Origin of the sequence: Bacillus proteolyticus, from assembly GCF_001884065.1 — a bacterium.
GTDB lineage: Bacteria > Bacillota > Bacilli > Bacillales > Bacillaceae_G > Bacillus_A > Bacillus_A proteolyticus.
Genome location: NZ_MACH01000111.1, coordinates 1 through 26,560, shown reverse-complemented (window position 1 = coordinate 26,560; position 26,560 = coordinate 1). Strand labels below are relative to the sequence as shown.

Genomic DNA, 26,560 nt, shown 5'->3' with positions numbered 1-26,560 from the left:
AAAATAATATAAGTAGGTGTGCATAATCTATGTTCTCAGTAATAAAAAAATGGTTTTGGTATGATTGGATATTTGTAACCGTTCGAACATTTTGGCTGTTCGTAATTATAAGTGCTGATTTTATATATCCATCATTAATCAATGCGTCATTTTGGATTGTACTTTCTCTTGCTATAGTTGTTTACCTTGCTCCATTAATCGTCCGATATAAGAAAGAAGATTGGTATCTTGCAATCGATGTCACAGCAGCAGGCTTATTTTATCTTTATTTAGCTTATGTAGCACCGGGAATGCTCTGGTCTTTCGTTTTACTCGTAATGATTATTGGTTTAGCAAACATTCATAAAAACTATGTGTGGACAGGTATCCTCTGTGGAATCGTATTCCCGGCATTAAACAGTTGGATCGCTAATCAGCTCCCATATGAGTCTATCTTTAGCTGCAGCCTTGGTTTTCTCATTGGGATGGCATTTAATATTTTAATTCAGTACCATAAGCAAGCCCAAATTATACAAGAGCAGAAGCTGCTACTGGAGCAACATATTAAGCGGATTGAGGAACTTACGCTAATAGAAGAACGCAACCGACTGTCACATGAGCTGCATGACACAATCGGCCATACTCTTACCTCCCTCATCGTGGGTGTCGAATCACTGCGAACCTCAGTGCCAGATTCGCAGTTTGAGAGGATTGATTCACTCGTCGGTATTGCCCAAAACAGTCTGGATGATATTCGAAAACATCTTCATCAGCTCTCGCATAATCCATTACATCATTTGTTAAGTGAATCATTGAGAGAATTAACCGAGCAATTTATGAGATCGACAGGTACAACGATTACATTCCGTGTGATTGGCAATGAAACCCTAGTAATACAAAAAATAAACTTTTGCCTATACCGTTGTCTTCAAGAGTCACTTACAAACGCGGTTCGACACGGCAAGGCGAGCTCGATAGCCGTTCAACTCCACTTTGATAGGAAACAGCTTCGGTTACAGATTGAAGATAACGGCATCGGAATGAAAGAAATTCAATTTGGATTTGGTCTCAATGGTATAAAGGAACGGCTTGAATACTATCACGGCACATTGTCAGTCTATTCTGAAGCTGAGCAAGGAACATTTGTCATATGTAATATTCCGTTGCAGACAGAGCCTACACATGATAAAATCCGCCTGTTAATCGTTGATGATCAGGCACTTATTACCGACAGTTTGGAGCAATTTGTAGATCAGCATGCTGATTTTACCATCGTTGGTAAGGCAAATAACGGGCGCGAAGCATTAGAATATTGTGAGCAGTTCCCTCCTGATATCGTACTAATGGATATTCACATGCCGGGAATGGACGGACTTGAGGCTTTAGTTGAGATGAAACAGAGCTGGCCTGATATTAGGATTGTGCTCATGACAACGTTTGAGGATTCCTTGCAGGCAGCAACTGCATTGGAGCATGGAGCCGAAGGCTACGTGCTAAAGTCAATTCATCCACGTGAAATGATAGAGATTTTGAAACTTATTTATAATGGAGGAACCTGGATTAATCAATCTGTCGCTACACGAGTCTTCGAAGAAATGAAGCGTCAACGCGAGCAACTGGAAAAGGTCAGCTCAAGTAAGGAAAACTACCCGTATGGACTTACGAAACGCGAGATGGAAATTTTAGGACATCTGTCGGACGGGCTTCGCTACAAAACAATTGCTTCTAAGCTGTTTTTATCGGAGGGAACGATACGCAATTACTGCTCGAATCTTTACTCGAAGCTCGGCGTCAACAATCGCGAAGAAGCAATCAAAATGGCGCGAACAAAGAATATATTATAGAAGCTGTAGGATTTTCCAATGGTACTCAAGTTGTATATTCTTTTGATATATTTACGCCTGCTTCGCCAATTAATGAGCCTATCTTCCCGAAGAAAAAACTTATGGAAGTTCGGGCGGAAGACGATAATATTTCATTAAGCAGTACAAATCCCCTTACATTATCTGTAAGGGGATTTGTACGATAGCTATTAGTAATTGGAGTGTTACTATATGCAAACCATGAATATTTACCTTTATGTTTTTAATACAATGTCAGACTAGGAATATGGATATTAAAATGCTGATTGAAACTCGAGAAGAGATTAAATACTTACTTTCACATATGAAATCAGGCTCGATACTCCCGCATGTAGAATGTATTTATTTTAAAAATAATGTAAAGCCATTAACTTTTCACTCAGATTATGAATGTAAACAGAAATTAGTTAAAATAGCTCCAGACGCTTATATGAGACAAGAAGAACTTTTATTGATGTAGTTGAGATGGACTCACTTTTTGAATTTGAACAAGTATATCAAACGATTTACCTAATGATATATCAACTGTTTTTGGTATTTCTGGGCCTTCGGTAGTTATTCCAGGGAAAATTGGATGTTGTTCGTTTAACCAGGTTTTTGTCACTCCGTTTGCCTTACGTAAATCAATAAAAAATTGATCATTTTTGACTTGTCCAAAGATGTAATTATAACTGTTTGGATCATCTGATTTTAATTTTCCATATGGACCAAATTCGCGGTTACTATTATATACATTATATCGTCCTTCATAAACAGATGTTCCAATAGATACATACCGTTTCCCATAATATTCTGCCAAATGCTGCCCAGCTACTTTAGGGTATATAAAAGGAATCATATTTGTTTTCGAAACGTGTCCATTATGTCCCCATACAATGGTTTTTCCTAAATGTTCTTCTGTCCACTTCGCATTTTCATACATTGCAATATCATGTTTCAAAAATATATCTGATGGTTTATCAGGAGGTGACGCTAACATTGTAGTAAACTGCTCAATAATACGGGCATTTTGTTTTATCCATGCGAACTCTTTGGATTTTCCATTTAGATTACTTTTATTTTGTTCTAATAAAGCACTAATTTGTTTAGCATCTGAAATAAACTTTTCTTTCTTTTCTTTCGTAAGGCCGCCAAAGGTATCCATATCCTTTGTTACAGGAATAAGGCCTTTTATCTTCTCTTCTAAACTAGGCACAAGCTCTGAATTGTTTCTTTTTACATATTCTATTATATTGTTATAAACATTTTCGTTTACTGATTGTATATCCATCCCAATGACACGCACTTTAGATTTATGTTTTGGATTAGCGTTATATTCCTTGATCCAATTAAGCAGATTTAATATTTCTTTCGTGTTAAATTCAGGTGTTAAATGTTGGCTTGGGTTTCCTTTACCAGTAAGAACATATCGATCAAGTTCCAAAGCCCTGTCCCATCCCTCTTCTAATACTAAGTTGATAAAACCCTTTTCAGATACTAAATAATTAACAATGCGGTGTTTCATTGTAAAAACCTCATGAGCCCCATGCGTAGCTTCACCTAAACCTACGATTGAAGCTGATCCTACCATATCCTTAAGTGGTTTCAAATCATTAAGAGGTGCAGTTGGATTAGTTGTTATTAAAGGCTTTGCATGTGCTTCTAACCATTCTACTATTTGATTTGTATTATAAGGAGCTGTAACAGAAACTTCTGTTTTCAAGTCTGCAAAAGTACTTCCTACAAAATTTGTCAGTGATATAGCAAAAGCACCAATTGCAATAATCATTTTCTTTTTCATAAAAACCTCCTAAAATACTTATTTATTAGTTTCTTGACATGCTCTACGAACTTCCATTTAAATCATTAACTCTCTTCTTACTGGTAAGATAAATTTATTCTAGCTCCTAAAACTCACTTATTTCTTAATAGATTCTTAAGAAACCCTTAATTCACTCATACCAATATAAAAAACCAAATAACCTTCCATCAAAAAATAAAAGAAGCAGGTTATTTGGTTATTCATTTTGCAAGTTTATAAAAATTGCAACGCGACCTCTTGAAAGAAATGAACTGCGTTGCAGTAGGAGTTATATCCACAGCTGTAATTTTACAAGTTGAAATAGCGAATCTTTATAATTTTTGTGTCCGTTAAACTATACTGATGAGATGATCCAAGCTTCCTTCTGATAACTTGGCTTGCATATGCGGTTTGATTTGCACTATTGGATGCCAGCTTTAAATATATATACCTCATACGCCCAGTTGGTACACCCAGGTCAATCATGGCATACCACAAATTAATCCATGTATATCCGTTATTTTCACTTGTGCTATTGAACCTGAATCAATTGCAAGATGCTAAACGTACTATTGTATCAGCCCAGGAAGAAATGGCGGCAGCGAGGTTAAAAAAGAATTATTGTTGGATGTTTTGGAAATGCATATCATTTTTAATTAATACAAGTAAAAGAGACCTTATGAGGTCTCTTTTGTTATAGAGTATTCGACTCAGTATTTTCATTCTACTGATACATACAAAAGAAGATGTATAAAGGATTATTAATTTCCTTTATAATTATAACAAACAAAAATTAGATTATTTAAGGATGGCTGATAATTTGAAAACAAAAGCTAACTATCGAACTTGGATACGAATATACAAACTACTTATTTTTTGGTTTTTTTCACTCATTCTTCTTTCGGTAATATTATTACCAATTAATTTATATCTGCGAGTCCTATCAGGGATTTTAGCATTGCCTTTTATTTATATAGCGTTTATACTTTCCTATTCTGTTTACCAATTCTCGGCATTTGGAGGGAATTATCAGTCAAAGATACATGATTTAATTGTTGCGAAGGTAAATTGGGATGGAAAAGGAAAAATACTAGATATAGGGACAGGTAGTGGTTCACTGATTATTAAACTGGCAAGGACTTTTCCTGAATCCTTTTTAACTGGAATTGATTATTGGGGTGGGAATTGGGAATATTCGAAAGCTCAATGCCAACAGAATGCTAAAATAGAAGGAGTCTCTGATAGAATTGATTTTCTGAAAGCAAGTGCTGCAGAACTCCCTTTTACCGATGATGAATTTGATATAATTGTAAGTTGCCTAACATTTCATGAAGTACAAGATAAAGAAAATAAAACTGAAGTAATTAAAGAGGCATTAAGAGTGCTAAAACCTGGTGGTAAATTTATCTTCTTAGATTTGTTTATGGATGAAAAAATATTTGAGGATGAAAGAGGCCTCTTAAATGAATTAAAGAAACATGGTGTATCTGAATTGAATAGCTACAAGCTTGCTGAAAAAATAAAGTTGCCAAAGCTTTTATTGAACAAAAAAGTACTAGGAAATGCAATGATTTTAAATGGAAGGAAATAAGCGTATACTAATTTATCCTTATAATCTCGCATTTACTCACATACCCAGAAGTAAATCAAGATTTAGCTGAAAGAGTAAGTAGCTTAGGGATTATTTATTCATCAATGTATAACAAAGAAAGGCATCATTGATAGGGAAAAGATAATAACATGAATATTGATTCGCACACAAAGGTAATTGTAGAAGAAATACAAGATTCCAAGTTAAAAAATATAGATGCCGTTTTAATTCGATCTGATGGCCACATATCTTGTATTGAATATACCAATAGAGGTAACTGTAAAGATTCCGAAACAAATAATCATTAATTGTACTAGTGAAACAAAATAATTAAAATTTAATAGGGTTACCGCCATATTGCTATCAACTAAAAAAAACAAAATTCCCCCTAAAATGAAAAATGAGCTGCCTTCTCAAAATAACTAACTATAGAGAAAGAAAATTTTCATTTAGGGGGTACTTTAGAATCTTAGCTTAATAGCGATGTATAGTGATCACTATAAGGGAATATCTTACTTTTGAAATGTACAAATTGGGAGAGTAACTTCAACTGTTGTTCCTTTATTTACTTCACTATCAATAAATACTTTTCCCTGATGCGTTTCGATAATTTTATAACAGACCATTAATCCTAAGCCAATCCCCTCTTCTTTAATACTGTAAAAAGGTTCTCCTAGATATGGTATACGTTCTTTTGGAATCCCACATCCTTGATCGATAAAGCGAATGCTTATTTGATCATTATCAAGTTTATCAATTTGAATCAATATTTCTCCCCCTGTTGACATGGATTCAATTGCATTTTTTAAAACATTAACAAATACTTGTTTTAATTGATTTTCCTCACATGGAATCAATGGAATACCAGGTGTAAAATCGATTCTAATTTGTATATTATTCATCATTGCTTGAGGTTGCATTAGCATTAAAACTTGATTCATTAGCACACTAATATCATTAGGTTGTATCTTTACCACCTGTGGTTTGGCTACCGCCATAAATTCATTTGTAATACTTTCTATACGCTCAATCTCTGATGATACTATATTTATATACCCCTGATTATTCTCATTTTCCGTTGATTTTAGTAATTGCATAAACCCTTTCACTGCTGTTAACGGATTATTGATTTCATGAGCCATTGCAGTCGCTAATTGTCCTACGATAGCAAGTTTTTCAGATTTTCGTAGTAATTCTTCTGTTTTTAGCCGTTCAGTGATATCACGAGAAATACTTAGGAAAACTTCTTTACCATTTAAGTTAAAAACACGGACACTAAACTCAGTTGTTATTATTTTTCCTGTTGGAAAAGCATATTCATCTTGCAAAATGAAGGAAGTTTGTCCCTCTCTAATTTTATCTAACAACCTTACAATCATTGGTGAATCTTGTGGTACAGCATTTGGAAACGGTAACGAGAGCAGTTCTTCTCTACTATATCCAAACCTTTTACAACCAACAGGGTTTACCTCAATAAATCGACTTGGAACACGATCCTCATTCAGCTCTACTACATATACTGCGTCAGTTGCTTGTTCGATTAGTGCACGGTACTTCATTTCACTATCTCTTAATTGTTGGTGTAATCGATGCCGTTCTCTTTCTGCTTGTTTTCTTTCAGAGATGTCTCTACATATTGCTGATAAAGCTATCACATTTCCTCTTACATCTAGTATAGGAGAAACCGTCAGACTGACATCAAGAAGACTTCCATCGTTACGTTGTCTAACAGTTTCTAATCTAGTAACTACGGATTCCTTTGTTAGAATTTTCTGAATGTTTCTGAGTGATTCATCCATTAAGAAATCTGGTACACAAGGTAATCTCTTACCTATAATTTCTTGTGATGACCACCCAAATATATTTTCATAAGCTTTATTGGCTTGTAAAATATGCCCTTCTCGATCAGATATGGTAATAGCATCTACATTATGCTTTATAAATGATTCTAGTAATTCTTTGGTAGCTCTTAATTCTGATTCTACCTTTTTCCTTTCGGTTATATCGACTGTAGAACCAACAACTTCAATAACTTGTCCATTCCGTTTAATCGGCCTAAGCGCAATAAGAATAATTGTTTTATCATTTGGCCAGGGTAATTCAAATATAATTTCTTTCCCTTCCCATGCCTGAAGATAATACTTCATCAATTGTGGAACTAAATGTGGAGGAACAATAGAAGCATCAATAGTGCGTAGGCTTTTTCCTACCACCTGTTCAGAATAGAATCCGTTTTGATAATAGAACTGTCCATCACATAAAGTGTGTATAAAGTGCTTACCCACTTTTTTAAATTTAAAAATCCCCCCTTGAAGCTCATGTACGGTATCTGTGAGTTCTTGCTTCGATTTTTTTAATTCCCGATTCATTTTAGATAAGTCCTGTGTTAAATAATACAATTTCTGGTAAGCTTCCATAAGAAATAGCCCAATTAAAAGTCCTAAAGATATATATAATAAGCCTTCAGTGTAAAGCAATGTAGTATTAAAGAATACACCAACTAACCACTTTATTCCGGCAAAAACAGAAAAATATAAAGATGCACTTTTAAAAGGATGAAGGTTTTTAAAATATGTTTTAAAAGTAGTAAATAGGATACCCATACCTAAATAAGCGATCACAGGTGGTTCCCAATACCCACCAATGTAAAAGATACGCATTATAATAATGCAACTTAACGTAATCCAACCAGCAGTACGACCAAAGTAAATAAAAGATAGAATAAGAGGAACAACTCGAAGATCGTAGGAAAATCCCATGTACGGAAAAGAAAAGAACATCAAAGTAATTGCGATAATCCCTCCATAGAATTTTTCGAAATACCGCCTGGAATGAATTGTAAATACTTGAATAAATATTGCTGCGCTAACTAATAAAGAAAAAATAGATAGATTGATGAAATAGTCTTTAATAATCATGTAATGTCCCTCCTTGCATTAAGTGTATTCGACAAAAAAGCAAAAATTCCTACAAAAAATATAAACGGTTCAGGTGCAAAAAATTCAAAATACATGTAAGTAATCTCTAAATCTTGGACATACTGATACTGTTACTCTAAAAAGATGCGCAATCGGCATAAATATTAAAGAATTTGTACTTCTTACAAAGATATTCTTCTTAAAGGATATCGACATGAGATTAACATTTCACAAAAAGTATCAAAATGCAGACCCAAACTGAGATTGATATATCAACAGACATTAACATGTTAACCTTCGAAAGAATAAAAATGTTAACTTTATGTCAACTCCCCTTGATAATAAGGATAATAAGAAACTAATACTACATGGATAAACCATAAGTTTATTAGAACAAGAATTGAAATATATAATTTATAGCGGTTAAAAACATCAATAAATACAATGATTCCCTATTAAAATAGAAAGAATGTTTCCCTATATTTTAATAAAGTAATATATTTAGCGTAAATAGTTTTTTGTAACATGTAACTTAGAGATTCTCAATCCACTATTAGATATCCAATTAAAGATTTAATACTTCTTACAAAGATATTCTTCCCGCAGATTATTGATATGAGATTGACATTTCGTGAAGCTGGATTAAAATACATAGCAGGAATGAGATTGACATATCAATAGGTATTAACATGTTAGCTAACAATAAATAAGAATGTTAATCTCATGTTGACTATACTTAGCAATAATGATTACTTTGTAATATACGGCTTAGAGGCCTCAAATCTATTCTTGGGCGAATAATTAAAGGGTCATTATTTTAAATGTAGAAATCCTTTCTGTAAGTATTAACATGAGATTGACATTGTGCATAATTGGATCAAAATACTCGCCGTTAATGAGGTTAACTTGTCAATAAACATTAACATGTTAATCCTCAGAACGATAATATTGTTAATCTCATATCAACTATTCTTGATTATTGTGATAACAAGACATTGACAAAACATCGATAGGTATATGTCCTTATTAATAAAAGCGTTAATAAACCAAGATTCACATCAGTCTTTATTGCTTATAATTAGAGACTGAATAGATCCTTCTATAAAAACTTTTTTCTTTATCGCAAACACTTAGAAATTAAGCATTACAGCTATTCAACAACAAAGCGAATGGGACCTTGTAGTGTTTTAAACTTCTAATAGCCAATAACTCGTCTAACTATTAGAATTTAACGCTTATATGAACCTATAATAGTTGTTATCTAAAATTACTTTACTAGTCTTGGAATCAGTTAAAAAGAGATACTGCACTCTATTAGTCAAACAGGTATCTGTTATATATTCTCAAGTGTTATCTATGGAAAAGGCTCATACTACAATTATTAATAATATGGACCCTTTTAATCATATTTATACCTATTTTTTTGAAAGTTTGATGCTATATCCTCATAATTTATTTACAAATCGGTTATATTTACTTATCATTAATGTTATGTGAATAAAACTGTCAATCTCATAGCAACCATTTATAAGGATATGGGTGACAAAGGTACCTCATTAATCCTATATAACATTGATGCATTTCAAGTCCCGGTTAACAAAACATCGATATTTGGTGAGGATAGATAGCGATCTGTTAATGTTCTGTTAACACTTTGAGGATAACATGTTAATCTTATCTTTCATGTTAATTTCAGATAAGAAAGGGATTCCTATTAGTACCGTCGAAAAACACTTAACATATCAATCTCATATTTCATGTTAATGTCATTTATCAGCGAAATTATATACTGCTAAGGAGGTAATACTATGATTAAGCAGGAAAATCACTCAGAACAAACCATGGTAGATGATGAGAACTCATTACACGAAGACGCTTTTGAAAAGGCCTGGCGAATAACAGAGTTTTCTAAGTTAGTAGGTAGACACCATAATACTGTTTATAATTGGTTTAATACGTTAGAAGAGAAGGGATTGCACGGGACTCTTAGAACCAATAATACAAATGAAAAGCTCTATAATTCATTAGATTTAAATATAGCTCTTTTCATAAAGCAGAAAAGGGATGAAAAGTGGTCTTTAGATGCCATAATCGAACTTTTACCGCATCAATTCGAACTAAGGCCCGTATCTCCTGAAAACCACTCTAACGAAATATTATCTCAATTTGATTTTCAGGACGCAGCTGAGACAATCGAAAAATTGGTGGAACAAAAGGTTCAAGCACATTTACAAAACATCGAAATACAATTTCAAGAGAAATTTGAAAATGTATTAAAAGCATTACCCCAGCCTGAAGATCCAATTGCTATGAAAGAACGTCAAAGACAAGAAAGACTGGATAACATAATAATTGAACATAGAGCTCGTAAAGAATTAAGAAGACAAGCTGAAAAACTCTGGAATGAAAAACCTGAGGAAGAGCGCATGAAAAAAGTTGGTTGGTTTAAAAAAGAGGAAGATTTAGCAAAAAAACACCTATTTATAGAGAATTATTTAAACGAAAATATGATAGAGTATATGAAATCTATTATGACATCCGAATAAAAAAGAGGCCCGGGATATTTCCAGGCCTCTTTTTTATTATTTTGATGTACCAAACATTTTGTCTGGATCCATAAATGCAGCTAATTCTTCATCATTCTCAGCATCTGCTGATGGTTCCTCATCACTTGTTCCCATATCGATGTAATCACCGAAATTAATACTGAAATCATCGTCTTGATCTTGCATTTCAATTGTACTAATTTGGGATTTTTTAAACTGAATTTGATTTTGCTTCTCTTTAAATTCATTGAATTCTTCAACTAAACCCTTAGACAAACGGGACGGTAATGCATCAGTTTTATAGAAGGTATACACACTGCCCATAAAATCATTTTTACTAATTAAATACCCATTAAATACCGTACCGTTGATTGGTAATGTATTCGTAACTTCTACTTTTGCATCATCCATAAATGAATCATCAATATTCTTTTGTTCGTCTAGAATTGCAAGCATTCCAAAATGATGCACCTTAGAGGCCTCCAACTCACCATCATCGTTCTTTTTCACTAATTCTATAGGATGGTGGAAAGAGCTTCCTTTCAACGATTCTGAGAACATATCTACTATTTCTTTACTATTTTCAATTTGATTCATATTGCGAGAAATTTTATTAATAACTAGACAACCAGTTTTCTCTAATAAAATACGTTTAAAGTCCTGTGAATCTAAAATAACAGATGTTCCTGCGCCATTAGAAGCTGTATTTAATTCATGGATGATTTCACCAATGCGCTGATTTGCATAGTCTCGAGAATTAGCAATACCTTTTTTCTCATTTTCGTTTAATCCCTTAAATTCATCATAGAAATGTTGGTTATCTGCGAAAACAACGAATGCAACACCTTTTGCTGGGTCATTTGCTAACTTCCAAATCTCTTGAGAGAATTTATTTACCTGTCTTAGTACATCAGGCCCATCAGCTCTTACAGGAAGTGTTACAACAATACCCATTTTAATAAAATCTTTACGTTCAATTGCATTATTGAATGCAATTTTTGCATACCTTTGTTGATTTGCTATTAATTCCTCTCTAGGAATTTTCATTGCCATACTTTTAAGTTCTTCAGCGATTATAGGTTTATTATGAAAAGCCGAGAATTCTTCAATTGCTTTAATGATTGTAGAAGTACCTGTTCCACCGCCTAAACCAGCAAAAAATAATACCAATTCATCTGTTGGTCTTACACGCTCTGTGATGAATTCTTTTAACTTTTCTTTCGCTTCATCATTTGATTCTAGTACTTTTACAGCACGTTCTGGATTCTTCCCTAGTCCGCCTAATTTGAGTGATACTTGATTACTTGTAGGCACATTTTTTAATTCGGCTAAATCACCATCGTTACTATTTAGGGCAAGGCAGTTGTACACAGATGTTCCATCCGTATGCTTATATTCAGCAAATTTATCTACCATTCTAGTTCCAGCCTGACCAAAACCAACCATTGTCATTTTTACTGCTACTTCGTTTTTCAGAAAGTTCTTCGCCATTATTTTATCTCTCCTTTTTCTTATCAATTGGTTTGTTTACGTCTTCCTAGTTCAATTAACACCTGTTGTCCTCTAATTGTTGAGATTAAAAATTTATAAGGATGCATAATCTTTTCAGTTATTAATGACATTGAAGATAATGTACTAACACTTACTTCAGCTGATCTTCTTGATATATTGGTTCGTTCAACCTCTAATGAGTACGATTTTCCCTTTAATTTCTTAACTCTCCTATCAATTACAACATTGCCTACTATTTCATTTATTGAGATGCCTCTCATATATTTCGTCTCTTGGTATTGTTTATTTACCTCAGATCCTATGTAATGAAATACATTATAAAGTATTTCGTCCTCTTCAAGAATGTCTGCAAACATATTCACAACTTCATCAGGAAATTTAATTACTTTATACTTTTCGCTCAATACCTCGTTCAAGTTGCCTCCCCCTTAAAACGTTGGTTAATTATTCCTACGAATATATTACATTAATATAAGACGTATATCAAGTGATTATATATAGAACTTACATATAAAGCGTATAAGTATTAAAGTTAGTTGAAATGTTGATATATAAACATGAATATATACGACGTGCATACACGCTGTATATAATATATATCAATTTCTGGTTTCATGTAATTAACAACACCTTCTATAAAACTATAAATTTAATATTTAATTTGACATTCTTCTGAATAATCCTTTATAAAAAATATCAAATTACAAACATTTCATGTTAAAACACTTCACAAAGCATCCATACGCTCTATGCATAGACTTTATATATACACTGTATATATAAACCCTTTAAAATAAAGGTTTTGTGGCTGCTATATCAATTTCATATCAACATATTTAACATACTTCTTTTCTATACACCTTATATGTAAAACCTATATATAAGGCGTATATATACAGTGTGTATAAAACATACAAAAATCATTGCTCTTTTCATATCATTTGGTTTGATATGAACATTTTAGTTTAATAAAGAGACCTTCGTATTCAACTAGATTTATTAACGATTTTTCTTCTATTTAAAACCATTGATAAAGGAGATCTGTCAATGTCATGTTATAAATTCTCCTCTCAGTTATTAACTCACATAATTGCAAGTTCAATATCTCAAGTATTAGGCTCTACACATTCACTTGTTAATCTCATATGTACACCATCTTTATAATTAACATATAGAGTCAATGTTAATAAATTTAACTAAATTTATTATATTTTTGTGTAAGTATAGATTTACTAATTGAATTATACATATTACTGTAAGCTACCAACTTAACAAAGCAATAGATACATTAAATGACGATTAGTTCTGTTCAAGAAATTGGACCTGTTGTATATTCTGGCAAGAAAGGGGAAGGGGGGATTGCTGACAAGGTGGAAAGTGACTCAGGATACATCAGAAAGTGAAGAAATGTTAAATGGACTAATTTTGCACATTGGAACCTGTGAATCTAGCAATGATTATTAAGTTTTAGTTTGAAGAGTTAAAAGTGGATTTTATCCAATTTTCAGTTAACGTAGAGAGTATACGTTCTCAAAAAGCTGTTGAACGAATAGGAGCAACAAAAGAGGGAACTTTTCGTAAACATAGAGTAAAGGCAGACGGAACCATTCAAGACAATATATTTTACAGTATTATTAGTGATGAATGGGAGTCAGTAAAAGAAAGATTTATTTATTAGAGAAAGCATACTGTTAGTCTCACCTCTTCTTTTTTAACGAATTCTGTCATTGTACAAGGGAAAGATGATAAAGAAAGGGATGTGTTGCACCATTTGGTTAAAAAGGTATCTAGATGAAAGAGATGATGAGGGGCTGTATTCGTCGTGCTTTCACGCCTGAATATTCCGAGTTTCTCCGCAATAACATTGTCAGGTGCCATAGCTTTACGCGGAAATTTTCTTTTGGTACAAAGATTCTCCTGGAACGAGTCGCTAAAGAAATCACTGGGGCAAACACGATACAGATTGTAGATAGCATCGGCGAAACACTTCGTGAAAAATGAAGCAATGCTAAGAGAAATAGAGAAAAAAGCGGGTGCATTTTTCGGTAAGGAAAACTTTCAAACAAGCCTTATCCAATCTATTACCATACTTACTGCTCAATAGGAAAAAATGCCTGTCACTCCCTGAGAAATGTCGAAGCTGTAAAATTCATTCGACATTTCCAGGATGATGACAATGGATTATTTTTTATAATTCTATTTTCTGGTCAACACGTTTTTCTAGATTTTTAGCAGTTTTACTTTGGGCAACATCCTTTTGGTCTTTAAAGGTGCCCATGAGAAAATCATAGGCTGGGTTCGTGACACCATACCAGTAATTTTCATTTTTGAAGTGATGCCATAAATGAACCTTTTTCATCCATCGCCCCCATGGTGATATTGGTTGAAGGGGGCGATGCGCGATATAATGCTTCCACTCATAAAATAATAAAAAGAGCATAATACCTGCAATAAATGCGTCTGTCATGACAAAGCTGGATGAAAGAAAATAAAAAATTGCTCCTGAAATTGCAATGTTTGGCACACTATACCATAAGGGTAAAAATAATAAATGTAATTCATTCGGATTTGTATGGTGGTCATAATGTAGGCGCTTAAGCATTTTTAATAAAAATGCATTCTTTGGTGGCTTTAGATGAAAAATAAACCTGTGAGTAGCGTACTCAGCTAAAGAATACATAATCATTCCCAAAATAAAAGCACCCCAAATTCTGATAGAGGTTAAATGTAAAATCATAAATCCAAAGCTAGTGAGGAAAAGACAGCTCATAATCAAAATATCAGGATAGGAAAAATATTCTTTAAAATATTTTAGTTTCATTTATCACGCCTCCAGCTTTCTTTATTTTTTTCTATCTTTCCAGAGAGCCAAGCTTTTCTCCAATGTTGTCTTACACAATCTTTCCGCTTCAATTGCATCTCCCTTTAATGCAGCTTTTAATAAGTCGTGATAATAGTTGAAGGATAACTCACGATGATCTTTTACAGAAAAATACCTTTTTGCCATATCTACATAAATGGAATCGAAGCTATTTAAAATGAGTAGAAAGATCGGATTGGCAGCAAGCACAGCACACCTTTTTTGCAAATCCCAATCAAATGCTGCATAGCTTTCTGCACTATCTTCAAGTTGCTCAAGATTAGCAAGGAGAGCAACCACTTTAGGTTGATTAAACGTAACAGCATTACGAATATAAGTCGGAGTCAACGAACTTCTAAATTCTAATAAATACATAATAAATTCATCTGTAATGGTATGATGATTCTCAACAATATTTATAAGTGTCGTTAGATTACCATTGCTCCAATAATCATTAATAATCGATGGCATTCCTTTTCTCCCGGTTATCCATCCACTCCTTTCTAAACGTTGAAGCGCCTCCCGAATAGTTGGGCGACCAACACCAAATTCTTTCGCAAGCTCTCTTTCCGGCGGTAAAGTACTTCCTACAGAATAAACACCAGCCAATATGGATCTAATTAATTCATTTTCAATTTTATCTGAGGAGCGTTCCTTTTCTTTCAAACCATCGTCCCCTTTATTTTTTGGTAATACATGTTAAAGATATTGGTAATACCAAAAATTATATAACTCATTTGAATTTTCTGTCAATAAGATTCAATAAAAAAGAGGAAACCATTTTCAAAGTGGTTTCCTCTTTTTTCGCTTACATAGACTCGATTATCATTTGTCTTTCATACCATTTTGTTAACTTATCATTAACACTGTTTGAAATCCGTTTCATTTTCTTATTACAGAATCTCGATAGTGTAGCAGGGGATAAGCCTAACTCATCTGCTATTTCGCGCATTGTTCTATTTTGATGCATATGTTGGTGCATAATTTTCTCTCTAATTAGCTCCTCAGTACTTACTGTAGTATGAGTTACTGTATTTGTAATTAAATTATTTTCTTGTATATCCGAAGTAGCAGTTACCTTTTTCTTTACCGAACCCCCAATATTATCCAATAATTCTTTTGGTGGTAAGATGATGATTCCTAATTTTGAGTAATAATTCTTAAACCAGTTCCGTTCTCCAATTCTTGATTCATCAATTTCCTCGGCGTACTCCCAATGTGAAATAACTTTTTCTTTTTCTAAATCTATTAACACATTTTCTAATTGCTCACGAATACGGTGAGGGCGTCCCTTAGCTATATTAATCCCCATAACAGACAATAGTCCTTTTTCTCCATCAATTGAATATGGTCTTTTTAAATTACTGTACTGTTGTCGAATTCTCCATTGCCAAGATAAATAGCGAATTAGTCGCTTATGGAATTTGTGTCGATAACTATTATACTCCAATGCTTTTTTAGATAATAACGCTGTTGTGCTACTAGATCCGTATAAATACATCGACAAAAAGCTACCTGGCTTTATTCTACAAGATTCAATACCTACGTAATCATTGGTATTTTTATCTCTCCAAAGAACTACAGAATCTAAAACGAAAAGTCTTTTAATTATTTCACGTTTCATTTCAAATTGCTCACCAGTTTCTGCACGATCATTTAAAACCACGACTTCATTATCGTCATTTAAATAAATAAAGATACTCGCCAAAGCAGCTATACGTTGTGCAATTTTAATTTTATCTTCTGCACGATAATACTCTATACCATTTGCTGATGCTTTTGGAATATTACACATATCTAGTACATTTTCATAGCTGAAATCAATAAAATCATCTGGCGATTTCGCTTGATTCAACCACTGTATTGTAATTGTATCTAAACAGTCTGCGGTAAGATCATCCATGTTACTAATAACACCATCGACTAGTATTGACCATCTTTCTGCTTCATTGGTGTTTACTAGCCTTAAATCTTCATCCTTGTGTGATGATAGCTGAGCAACTCCGCTTGTATTTTTAGTTTCTAATGGTAAAACAGGTACTGCTCCTACTTCATCTTCTTCAAAGTGATTCTTGGCTATACCATCTCGTAGTTGATAATATACCGCATCATTACTTACAGGATAGTAATCCTCTTGTAGATCAATTGAATGCTCTTTTAACTTTTCAACGTCTGTATTAGATATTATAGCCGTTTCAACTTCTTCAGACGTACCTCCAAATTCTTGCTCTATTATTTTATCGAGTACATTTCGAATCTCAATTTTATATTTATCTAGATTTGCATATATGTGCAATAATGAAATCCCTTGTTCTTGTTTCTGACCTAACCAAGAGACAAGTGCTGAAAATGAAGGGGATATATTAGCTGAAGTTACTACTTTGTCATGATTTCCTTGTACTTCCTCATAATATCTATTCCACTTTTCCCATAGCTGCGTGTTCTTTTCATACATTGGAGCAGCAAGTAAAAGGGCATCGCTAAACAACACTAATACTTTCTCCATATTAAAAACCTCCTTACTAAATTCCCACCAATTAGAAATATAAATTATAGAACTTGAGACGTTATAGCTATATGGTGGCAACATAGCATATAAGTTGAAACCTTATCAGAATAATCTATATCGAGAAATGATTTATCGAACAGTATTCGTCCTATCAAGTAAACATTCTTGTACTTGTATTATATAAGACTGTACTTATTTGTAAAATTACTACTTTACACCACAATCTCCATGCGGGAAACCCATTTGGCATTAAATAGTGTAAATCATACTTTTAAAGTGAAACGTATTTGTCCCTTTTCTTACAAATGAAATGAAATATTATGACTGTATGATAACAATTACTTTCTGATCAAGAAACATCGATGAAATGTCGGTTTCATCTAAAAAATTCTGAAAGTCACTCTATACAATGATACAAATACCTCTACTTTTATGAAACACCATAGCTGCATTGTGGCAAGTTCTATTAAAAACTTGAAACGGTTTAGCTTTATGGTGGCAAGTATATTCTCAACAAAAAATGCTAATGGATTGTCGGGTTTTATCTAACAAGAATTAACGGTATTTCATACTTCGATACGAATACCTTTACTTTTATGAAACATCATAGCTACATTGTGGCAAGTTCTATTAAAAACTTGAAACGGTTTAGCTTTATGGTGGCAAGTATATTCTCAACAAGAACTGCCAATGGATTGTCGGGTTTCATTTAACAAGAATTAACGGTATTTCATACTTCGATACGAATACCTCTACTTTTTTGAAACCCTATAGCTACATTGTGGCAAGTTCTATTGAAAACTTGAAACGGTTTAGCTTTATGGTGGCAATATGTTCTGAACAAGAAATGCTAATGGATTGTTGAATTTCATTTAACAAGAATTAACGTTATTCCATATAGCGACACGAATACCTTTACTTTTATGAAACGGCATAGCTACATTGTGGCAGGTACTATTGAAAACTTGAAACGTTATAGCTATATGGTGGCAACAACTCTTTAAATATGAAACATTAACGCACTAAAATCTGTTCATATAAAAAAAATATTTTTTATTTAAATTAGTGCTAAACATTGATATAAAGCCATTCTTTAAAAAAACTAAAAAACCCCAATGAAATGATATAGCTATATGATGGCAACAACTTTTTTTAAAAAAAACCTATGAACCCATATGTAACAAGGGTTTAGGTACATTTCAAGCGCAATGAAACATTGATTTCAAACATGAAACGGCATAGTTATATGATGGCAACAATCTAAAAAAAACATGAAACGTGTATAGCTATATGATGGCAATAGTCCCTTGACGTAAATTAACATGAAAACGCCATACCACAACATTTATGAATGAATTCTACACATTATTTAGTCATTTCAAAACTTGAAACGTTATAGCTATATGGTGGCAACAACTTTTAACCCGAAGCACTAGAAAACCTATTATATCAAGGTTTAGGTGCTGTTTCATTCATTTCAGATACGTTTCATATTCAAAATACCTTATAGCTTTATGGTGGCCAAAAGTTTTTTTTTGTGAAACGTTGAATCCCTTGTGCCTCTAAGGCTGAGGCTGCGTTTCACATTTTTGATTTTCCTCTTAAAGGGACACATTTCACTAAGATTCGATTTGATATAATCAAAGTTGAATTTTTATATCCTATTTAGGTGAAAACTGAAACTCATAATAAGAGGAGGTGAAAAAGATGGCTAAACCTTTCGTTATAAAGAACAAACGTAGTTTAAATGGTGAAACAACAACTCCAGTATTAGTAACAATTAAAGCATGGCAAAAATTAGTGGAAGCTTTAGAAGGCAAATACTATAGCTTTAAAGATACATATCTAGAAGATATCGTAAATTCAATGTCTTACGAGGAACGAATTGCAGATGAAGAAGGGTTTGTTGAAAAAGCCAAACCATCTTTTTCACTTCAAATGAAAAATCTCTTCACTAAAGCAAATGGTAGAAAGCATAAGCTATATGGTATTACTAATGCAGATCTAGAAGTATTTCTATTTCTACATAAAAAATGTAATACCTATGGTGAACTTTCTCATGTTTCCATTCACATGCTTTGGGAGGACTACAAAAACTATAAAGAAGCATTTTCACATATTCATCATTCACAATTCTATGTTGCGTTGAAAAAGCTTAGCTTGCACAACATCATTGAAATTGAGAATGAGTACAGTGGTAAATATAAAATTACATTAACTGATTTTATGAACAAGGAAACGAATAAAGCGAATCCTTACACGTTTATCAGCCCAATTGTATTTACAAAAGAATTCTTCGATTTATCCATTGCTGCTAAAAAGCTATTTATTGATATCGCAATGCAGCAAAAACGAGAAACTACTTTGAAACGTTCACTATACAAATTTGATGAACAAGGACAACAGACTCATTTTGGCGGTATGTATCGCTTCTTACATAAGAAATACCCACATCAGATACGTTCTGTAATGGCTGAATTAACAACTAAATCTACTGCTACTGGATCTTCTTTGTTTAAAATTTGCAAATTAGAAAAAGGGAAAAAGAATAAAAAGCAGTATACAACACTGTATTTATCTGTACACCCTGATTTCTTGTGTAATAAGGAAGTAGGAGAAGAGTATCGCGATCCATTTACACCAAGACTTACATATAAACGTAAAGCTAAGTTCATTGAAGGATCGTTAGTTGAAATGAATATTGCAGAATTTACAAAAGATATAAACCAATTTGTAAATGTCTTAAAACATTCCTGTCATCGTCAAATCCGACAAGTAATTCGTGGATTACGCGAAATGATTGATAGACAAGAGGGTTTCCCTAAAAATCTTGTTTATACACTAAGCAAATTATTAAAGCAGTCTTCTCAATATCGCGTATTAGATACCGCTGCTAAAACAGGTATTTATTCTCTGATTACACACAATGTACCGAAAGAAAAGCAAGAAGATGCGGTATTTAAATTTGGTACTCACTTTGCTATATATTCATTACAAAATGTTAAGAAGTTATTCTGTAAAGCGCATGACCTTCTTCATTCTACATATGCGGTTCCTGTGACTGAAGAAGCATACCATCGTAATTATATGCAGTATCAAGAAGAAACACTATTTAGGAAATATGCTTTTGAGCAAGGCGTAAATGTTAACGCGTATGTTGCATTAGAAATTAAAATTCGTGAATTATTAAAATCTCATGGCCATAAAAAACATCATATTCCAAGTGATATTCGCGAACTGTTCATTGAAAAAATAGATAGATTGCCTAAGGAAAAAATCCGCGTAATTGAAGTTCCTAAAGACTTTAATTTAATCGATTTTCTTCATTCCTTAGAAGCTTATTACCGTAAAAATAGTGAAACACCATGCACGGTAGATCAGTTGCTTCCTGCAATGTAAGATTACATGCTCTCCTTTTTTGAAAAATCAAAGAAGGAGGGCTATTCGTGCTGAAATTAGAAATTATATTCGTACTATCCAAACATAAAAGAGAGAGATTCTTAAATTTGAGTTAGAATACCTCTCTTTTTTTATACACTTCTATACAAAATTCCTAAAATATAATCAGTAATTCACAATTTCACTTTACTTTTTTCTGAACATTCGTTCTCTTACTGGCATTTAATCTACTAAAAATCGTAAATATATATATTAATTCAGTGGATATCTTAATAATATTGTCCAAATGTGTACAATAAAATAGCTCAAAGCTTTATATATAAACGTTTTATATATAAAGCTACTTAAAATCAGAATGTTTTTTGTTAATAATGTTGATTTACTGAATTATGTCTATAACTTACTTCTAAATGTTAATAAAATGTGGGTTATTTTATAGCGTATGTGGAAATCATGTTATTAATTTAAGCTAGACTACCATTAATCTTATATACACTTCTACGTATCAAAATGATACTGATTATATGTAGGTTAAGTAATTCAACTTTATGATATTTTGTATATTTAGAGCGACGTAAAACGTAATAAATACATTTCCAATAAGTGTTTTTTTCGATTTTTTATGGTTCTATAACTTTGCAGACACTGTTATTACTGAGTTTGTAAGCCTTTTTTCATAAGTATAATAGTTTTATCTTTATATTCTTTTTATATAAAAGCTATATATTATATTAGGTTTTAACGTACTATCCGAAAAATGCGCATCTCTTGATTATCTAAAAGGTAATAGTCTTTCACTAAGGAAAAAATAAATTTAAATACTTGAAGATACTGATGGTATTGTTTTAGAAAAGATGTGTAATCAGTATGAAAAGGAAAATTAGTTCAAATAGAAACATTATCAGTATGAACTAAAGGGAAGAGATGTATTAATTGCTCAGACAATAATTATACGCTGAGTTTATCCATATAGGCCTAAATTAGAAGAGACAATACAATATCATCTTAAATGAACAAACAACTCATGAGGAGTCGATAAAACCTATATTAGAGTAAAAAGAAAACTTATTTTCTCGAACAAGTCTGTCTAAGATCAAAAACATTTTATGAATAAAGTGTTTGGTTTAGCTTCATAAGCTAGAAATGTAGAAAAAACTTCTACTCTATGTTTTTATAATTTAATTTTGTATCAGAACCATCCAAAAATAAATTGTAAAAATTATGGAAACCATTTGAAGTTTACAAGATTCCCTTTGTATATTGAAAATATGCCAAGCTTTCTAAAGAAATGACAAAAAATATAGAATACTATATTTTATAAATCTTGTTTTAGAAATTAAAATAAATAAAAACATTAGAATTAATTTTTGACCTTTCATACTTACTACAGCAAGCTATTCAAGCTTACAATTTCGGGACTGGATTTTTTGACTTTATTGGTGCAAATGGTGGCAAGTATACGAAAGAATTAGCAATCAAATTTTCGCAACAACAGTATCAAAAAGTAAAACATACTGGTATGTATCATTGTCTTAGACCAGAAGCCGTACCGTATCAAGTGTGCTACGGCGATATTTTGTACGTTGGCGTAGTTTTAAAATATTATCAGCCGGGTTCTGTCGTTTCTGGTGAAGGAGGAAATGCAGGAAGTGGAGGAAGTAGCGGTTCAAAAGTTTCCGATGTAGGTCGCCAATGGATAGGGCGTTCTACGTATGTATTTGGTGGAGGACGTAACACAAATGACATTGCAAGAGGGATTTTTTGATTGTTCAAGTTTTGTGCGCTGGGCGTTCGAACAAGTAGGGATGTATACCAGTCCGATGGGAGCTGTAAGTACTGAAACATTAAATAAAATCGGTACAAAAGTATCGGTAAATGATATGAAACCGAGTAACGTTATTTTCTTTGATACCTACAAACATGACGGACACGTTGGCATTGTAATTGATAAAAATACTTTCATTGGATGCCAAACGAATAAAGGTGTTTCCATTGAAGATCTAAATAATCCGTATTGAAAAAAGTCTTTTCTGGTCATGTAAGAAGGTTCTAAAAACCTAAAGAATAGGAGACTGAAAGAATGAAAGATAAACGCAAATCTTTGTTTATTGTGTTTGTCATTTTAGTTGTAGGTGTGATAGTTTTTAATATCTATTTGAGCAAAAAATCAATGAGTGATGGCAAAGAAAAACAGTTAAAACTTTCAAATGAATTACTAACAAAACAAAATGAAGACTTAAAAAGACGACTTAATAAGGTGCTTCCCTCCGCACAAGAACAACAGAGAAGAGCGTATTTATCGACAGCCGAAACGTTTATTCAATTATCCTTTCATCGAGAAAAAGAGGGTTACAATGAGCGGAAAGAAAAAGCAAAATCTATTATGAGTGAAGAACTTTTACAACATTTCTATCCCACTGATAAATACGAATTAGGAGATACCTATAAGACGAAACCAATCGAAATGAAGTTTTATTTACAAGAAAATGAACCCGATCAAAAGGAAGTAAATGTGTTAGCTGAATTTATAAATGTCACGACTGATTCAACACAAAATCGAGAAGAAAAAGTCAACAATGTGTTGCGAATCATCATAAAAAAGGAAAAGGAAACATGGCGAGTTACAAGTGTAGAAGAGCTCAATATGAAAGTTTTATAACAAAAAAGGTGAGGTGAGGGTGTGATAGGTGCAATCAGTAAGAAGAGTGAAAGAATTAATTTGAGAAGAAATAAGTCGTGGATCTACCTAGCAATTATCAGCTTTCTATTCTTGGGTTTTTTCGCTTTCTTGACATCTAAAATTTACATGCCGAACGATGAAAAACTATTCCATACGGAAACACACAAAGTAATCAAGTTGTCGGGAATGGGGAAATTGATTGTAGAACAGAGGGAGTACAATCCACATAAAAACTTCATAGAAATTCGATTTCGGATAGAAGGAAACTGGCTTTACGTTTAAGGCACAAGAAAAAGGAAAGCCAGGTGTTCAATTACCTGTCAAAGTGTTGTATGAAGAGAACGGAAATTACGTGATAGAAGTCAAAGAATTATCTCCAAATTGGGGAGCTTTAGCTTTAGATATTTACAATAAAAACAGTGAAAAGGAACAAATGGATATTCGTAAATTCACACAAGATGTTAACGAATACGAAGAAGAAAATACAAGTACAAAGAGTCCTAATAAACTTGTTCAGACGATTTTTACCGATCAAAGAAAAACAAAAGCGAATGATGAATTGTTAGCTGAAGATAAAAAACATATGAGTTAGATTTTATAGAAAGAGATAAAAAAGATATTGAAACAAAGATCGAAAATTATGGAAAAGCAATTAAGCTTGAAGAAGAAAATGCGAAGACAGTTTATGAGAACGTAAAAGAACTAAAAGATGAAATGAAGTACCAAACTGAAGCGGAAAAAACGGAAACCCAATCGAAAATATCATCTTTAGAATCCAAAATAAAATCATCAGAAAAGAACATTGAATTGTTTAAAGGAGAACAAAAAATTGCACGAGATAAGATCAAAAAATTAGAGCAAAAGGCACTAGAAATTAATAAAAACTGAAAAAAGTCATGTCGTGAGTGAGTCCACATCACGAAAAAATGAGTCGTGAGTGAGTCTACATCAGAAGATTTTGTGTCGTGAGTGAGTCTACACCTAGAAGGTTTTCTTGTTCCCATCGTTTTGCTAGGCTCCGCCTAGCCCCACACCCTCGGTGGGGGCAAAAACCCCTTATGCTCTTCTCACTATTTTTGGTTCTCTACCCACAATTGCAGAAAGGAGCGGAAATTGTGAATCTAAAAATAAGAGATATAGATCCGGTTGCAATCAAAAAATTTGACGAAATGGCAAAGGAAAAAGGAGTTTCAGGACAAAAACTTTTAAAAGGGATTACTTGAAATGGCGGCTTATTTGCCGGAACAAACGAAAAAGGAAATGGAATTAGAAAATATCATTCAGAAGAACATCCATATGATGAGTGATTGTTATAGCGAAATGAAAAAAATGAATGAGTTTATTCAAATGATGATGCAGGGTGATGAAAATGAGTAATGGGGTTCCTGTACAATCTTCCAGCACACCGGGTGTTGTTTTAAAAACAAAATTTGTGTTACCAAGTTCGGATGCGTTTCAGAACTATATTGAGTATGTAGATCGAGAAGAAGCAAAAAGTGAAGTGAAACTGAATCAGAAAATGTTTGAAACGTATCAAGAATATATGGGGAATCCAGAAAAGACATCCGTACTGTTTACAAAACACTCAAATCGTTTATCAGAAGGTGAGAAAAAAGCCTTAAAGGAAGTGTTTAAAATCGCTCATGAAAATGGAAGTATCATGTGGCAAGATGTCATTTCTTTTCTTAATCCTTGGCTAGAGGAGCAAGGCATATATGATGAGAAAACTAAAACATTGGATGAAAAAAAGTTAATGGATGTGACACGGCTTGCGATGAAGGAAATGCAAAAAAAGGAGGGGTTACAAAATAGTTCTACCTGGTCGGCAGCCATTCATTTTAATGCGGATAACATTCATATTCATGTGGCAACTGTTGAACTATTTCCAACGAGAGAACGTGGCAAAAGAAAACCAAAAACATTGGATGCAATGAAAGGAAAAGTCGTAAACAATTTGTTAGATCGTAAGCAGGAACAGAAACAAATTAATGATCTGATTCGAAAAAATATGGTGGGAAGTAAAAAAGAAGATTCCATTTTTGATTGGCGCAATCAACATTTGAAACCATTGATTTTACAAGTCTATAAACAGTTACCAAGTGATAAAAGACAGTAGCAGTATAGCTACAATACCATTCAGCCATTAAAGCCGGAAATGGTAGCTATACTGTTTTAAAAAATCAAATTTGCCCCTAGTAGTGAGGTAAGCTGAAAAATAGTCTTATTGAAATGAATTATTTCTCTTTCTTGAAGATATGCACCCTTAAATTTTTCTTCTTATTGAACAATCTGGCCCTTTAGTGGAGTAACTTTATTGCTGCTCAACAGTTCCTTAATCCGCCTTTCAGTTCAGAGCTTCTTTTCACTATAAAAACATCCCTTTAGATAAACAGATCCAAATGGACAAAACATTTCTCCTTTTTTATAAACACCGTGACTTTATTTAAAAGCGACATTAAAAATATTCTTCAAATCCTGGAGGCATAAGTTTGCCACAAACAAAAAGAATCATAAAATATCTGAAAAACAAATTATCAACCTTTTGAACTACCCCCACTTTCACTTCGTTTAGAAAAGGGGGATTCCTAAGTAAAGAGTTCTATCGAACTCTAATTTATTAGGCTATCTCCACAGTCCTTGCGGTTAGAAGCCTTATCGCTTCATTCTTTAGATTGATACTTGCGTTAATATCCCTATCATGGTGTGTAAGGCAAGAAGGGCAGTCCCATTTACGTAGGTTTAGATTTTTAACGTCTTTGTTTTGATATCCACAACAAGAACATAATTGGCTTGAAGCAAATGTTTTCGATACAACAATGACTTGTTTGCCGTACCATTTTGCTTTGTATTCCAACATAGTTCGAAACTGCGACCATGATACTTCACTAATTGCTTTTGCTAAATTATGATTCTTTAACATATTT

At 32.9% G+C, this 26,560-nt stretch carries 14 protein-coding genes and 7 pseudogenes; 13 read left to right on the top strand and 8 right to left on the bottom strand.

What is annotated here, in order from left to right:
- Window positions 1–29 precede the first annotated feature (29 nt).
- Both BAQ49_RS19035 and BAQ49_RS33685 read left to right on the top strand, forming a co-directional pair.
- Window positions 30–1,823: a hybrid sensor histidine kinase/response regulator transcription factor gene (locus tag BAQ49_RS19035; RefSeq protein WP_071746646.1), complete on the top strand. Its 1,794-nt coding sequence runs from the start codon at window positions 30–32 to the stop codon at window positions 1,821–1,823.
- Between the two features lie 283 nt (window positions 1,824–2,106).
- Window positions 2,107–2,301, top strand: a pseudogene (locus tag BAQ49_RS33685) (helix-turn-helix domain-containing protein); the annotation flags it as partial.
- Here the strand turns inward: BAQ49_RS33685 and BAQ49_RS19025 are convergent.
- Window positions 2,290–3,621, bottom strand: coding sequence for an erythromycin esterase family protein (locus BAQ49_RS19025; protein ID WP_071746645.1), 1,332 nt, complete (start codon window positions 3,619–3,621; stop codon window positions 2,290–2,292). The pseudogene BAQ49_RS33685 and the gene BAQ49_RS19025 overlap by 12 nt on opposite strands.
- Window positions 3,622–4,162: 541 nt before the next feature.
- On the opposite strand from BAQ49_RS19025, the pseudogene BAQ49_RS34340 reads away from it, so the two are divergent.
- The 3 genes and pseudogenes from BAQ49_RS34340 to BAQ49_RS33680 form a co-directional block, all read left to right on the top strand.
- Window positions 4,163–4,261 (top strand): annotated as a pseudogene (locus tag BAQ49_RS34340) (DUF3967 domain-containing protein); the annotation flags it as partial.
- Window positions 4,262–4,429: 168 nt separating this feature from the next.
- A complete protein-coding gene (locus tag BAQ49_RS19020; RefSeq protein ID WP_071746644.1) occupies window positions 4,430–5,212 on the top strand; it encodes a class I SAM-dependent methyltransferase in 783 nt (260 codons plus the stop codon).
- Window positions 5,213–5,232: 20 nt separating this feature from the next.
- Window positions 5,233–5,520: pseudogene (locus tag BAQ49_RS33680) on the top strand (FAD-binding monooxygenase); the annotation flags it as partial.
- Between the two features lie 204 nt (window positions 5,521–5,724).
- Here BAQ49_RS33680 and BAQ49_RS19015 read toward each other — a convergent pair.
- Window positions 5,725–8,130 carry a PAS domain S-box protein gene (locus BAQ49_RS19015; RefSeq protein ID WP_071746643.1) on the bottom strand — a complete coding sequence of 802 codons (2,406 nt, stop codon included), beginning with the start codon at window positions 8,128–8,130 and terminating at the stop codon, window positions 5,725–5,727.
- Between the two features lie 1,808 nt (window positions 8,131–9,938).
- Between BAQ49_RS19015 and BAQ49_RS19005 the strand changes: the two genes are divergently transcribed.
- Window positions 9,939–10,676 carry a terminase gpP N-terminus-related DNA-binding protein gene (locus tag BAQ49_RS19005; protein ID WP_002150985.1) on the top strand — a complete coding sequence of 246 codons (738 nt, stop codon included), beginning with the start codon at window positions 9,939–9,941 and terminating at the stop codon, window positions 10,674–10,676.
- Window positions 10,677–10,712: 36 nt separating this feature from the next.
- Here the strand turns inward: BAQ49_RS19005 and BAQ49_RS19000 are convergent, their stop codons facing one another.
- Together BAQ49_RS19000 and BAQ49_RS18995 are read right to left on the bottom strand one after the other, a co-directional pair.
- Window positions 10,713–12,167: an FtsZ/tubulin family protein gene (locus BAQ49_RS19000; protein WP_071746642.1), complete on the bottom strand. Its 1,455-nt coding sequence runs from the start codon at window positions 12,165–12,167 to the stop codon at window positions 10,713–10,715.
- A 23-nt stretch (window positions 12,168–12,190) separates the two neighbouring features.
- Window positions 12,191–12,604: a hypothetical protein gene (locus tag BAQ49_RS18995; RefSeq protein ID WP_071746641.1), complete on the bottom strand. Its 414-nt coding sequence runs from the start codon at window positions 12,602–12,604 to the stop codon at window positions 12,191–12,193.
- 1,070 nt (window positions 12,605–13,674) lie between these two features.
- Here BAQ49_RS18995 and BAQ49_RS18990 point away from each other — a divergent pair.
- Window positions 13,675–13,866, top strand: coding sequence for a GNAT family N-acetyltransferase (locus tag BAQ49_RS18990; RefSeq protein WP_242477419.1), 192 nt, complete (start codon window positions 13,675–13,677; stop codon window positions 13,864–13,866).
- 510 nt (window positions 13,867–14,376) lie between these two features.
- On the opposite strand, the gene BAQ49_RS18980 is transcribed toward BAQ49_RS18990, so the two are convergent.
- The 3 genes from BAQ49_RS18980 to BAQ49_RS18970 all read right to left on the bottom strand — a co-directional run bounded on the left by BAQ49_RS18980 (window position 14,377) and on the right by BAQ49_RS18970 (window position 17,554).
- On the bottom strand, window positions 14,377–15,009 hold the full coding sequence (locus BAQ49_RS18980) for a sterol desaturase family protein (RefSeq protein WP_071746639.1): 633 nt from the start codon (window positions 15,007–15,009) through the stop codon (window positions 14,377–14,379).
- A 21-nt stretch (window positions 15,010–15,030) separates the two neighbouring features.
- Window positions 15,031–15,714 carry a GntR family transcriptional regulator gene (locus tag BAQ49_RS18975; RefSeq protein ID WP_071746638.1) on the bottom strand — a complete coding sequence of 228 codons (684 nt, stop codon included), beginning with the start codon at window positions 15,712–15,714 and terminating at the stop codon, window positions 15,031–15,033.
- 142 nt (window positions 15,715–15,856) lie between these two features.
- Window positions 15,857–17,554 carry a helix-turn-helix domain-containing protein gene (locus tag BAQ49_RS18970; protein ID WP_071746637.1) on the bottom strand — a complete coding sequence of 566 codons (1,698 nt, stop codon included), beginning with the start codon at window positions 17,552–17,554 and terminating at the stop codon, window positions 15,857–15,859.
- A 1,710-nt stretch (window positions 17,555–19,264) separates the two neighbouring features.
- On the opposite strand from BAQ49_RS18970, the gene BAQ49_RS18965 reads away from it, so the two are divergent.
- The 6 genes and pseudogenes from BAQ49_RS18965 to mobP2 all read left to right on the top strand — a co-directional run.
- Window positions 19,265–20,956, top strand: coding sequence for a hypothetical protein (locus tag BAQ49_RS18965; protein ID WP_071746636.1), 1,692 nt, complete (start codon window positions 19,265–19,267; stop codon window positions 20,954–20,956).
- Between the two features lie 1,384 nt (window positions 20,957–22,340).
- Window positions 22,341–23,009, top strand: a pseudogene (locus BAQ49_RS18960) (C40 family peptidase); the annotation flags it as partial.
- Between the two features lie 27 nt (window positions 23,010–23,036).
- Window positions 23,037–23,615 (top strand): YddI family membrane protein, encoded by a 579-nt coding sequence (locus tag BAQ49_RS18955; protein WP_071746635.1) that lies wholly within the window; start codon window positions 23,037–23,039, stop codon window positions 23,613–23,615.
- A 21-nt stretch (window positions 23,616–23,636) separates the two neighbouring features.
- A pseudogene (locus BAQ49_RS33675) lies at window positions 23,637–24,524 on the top strand (hypothetical protein).
- Between the two features lie 227 nt (window positions 24,525–24,751).
- Window positions 24,752–25,013 (top strand): annotated as a pseudogene (locus tag BAQ49_RS18945) (hypothetical protein).
- A pseudogene (gene mobP2 / locus BAQ49_RS18940) lies at window positions 25,006–25,749 on the top strand (MobP2 family relaxase); the annotation flags it as partial. The pseudogenes BAQ49_RS18945 and mobP2, both read left to right, overlap by 8 nt.
- A 504-nt stretch (window positions 25,750–26,253) precedes the next feature.
- Here the strand turns inward: mobP2 and BAQ49_RS18935 are convergent.
- Window positions 26,254–26,560 (bottom strand): RNA-guided endonuclease TnpB family protein (locus tag BAQ49_RS18935; protein WP_131802728.1); only part of this gene is annotated, 307 nt, incomplete at its 5' end.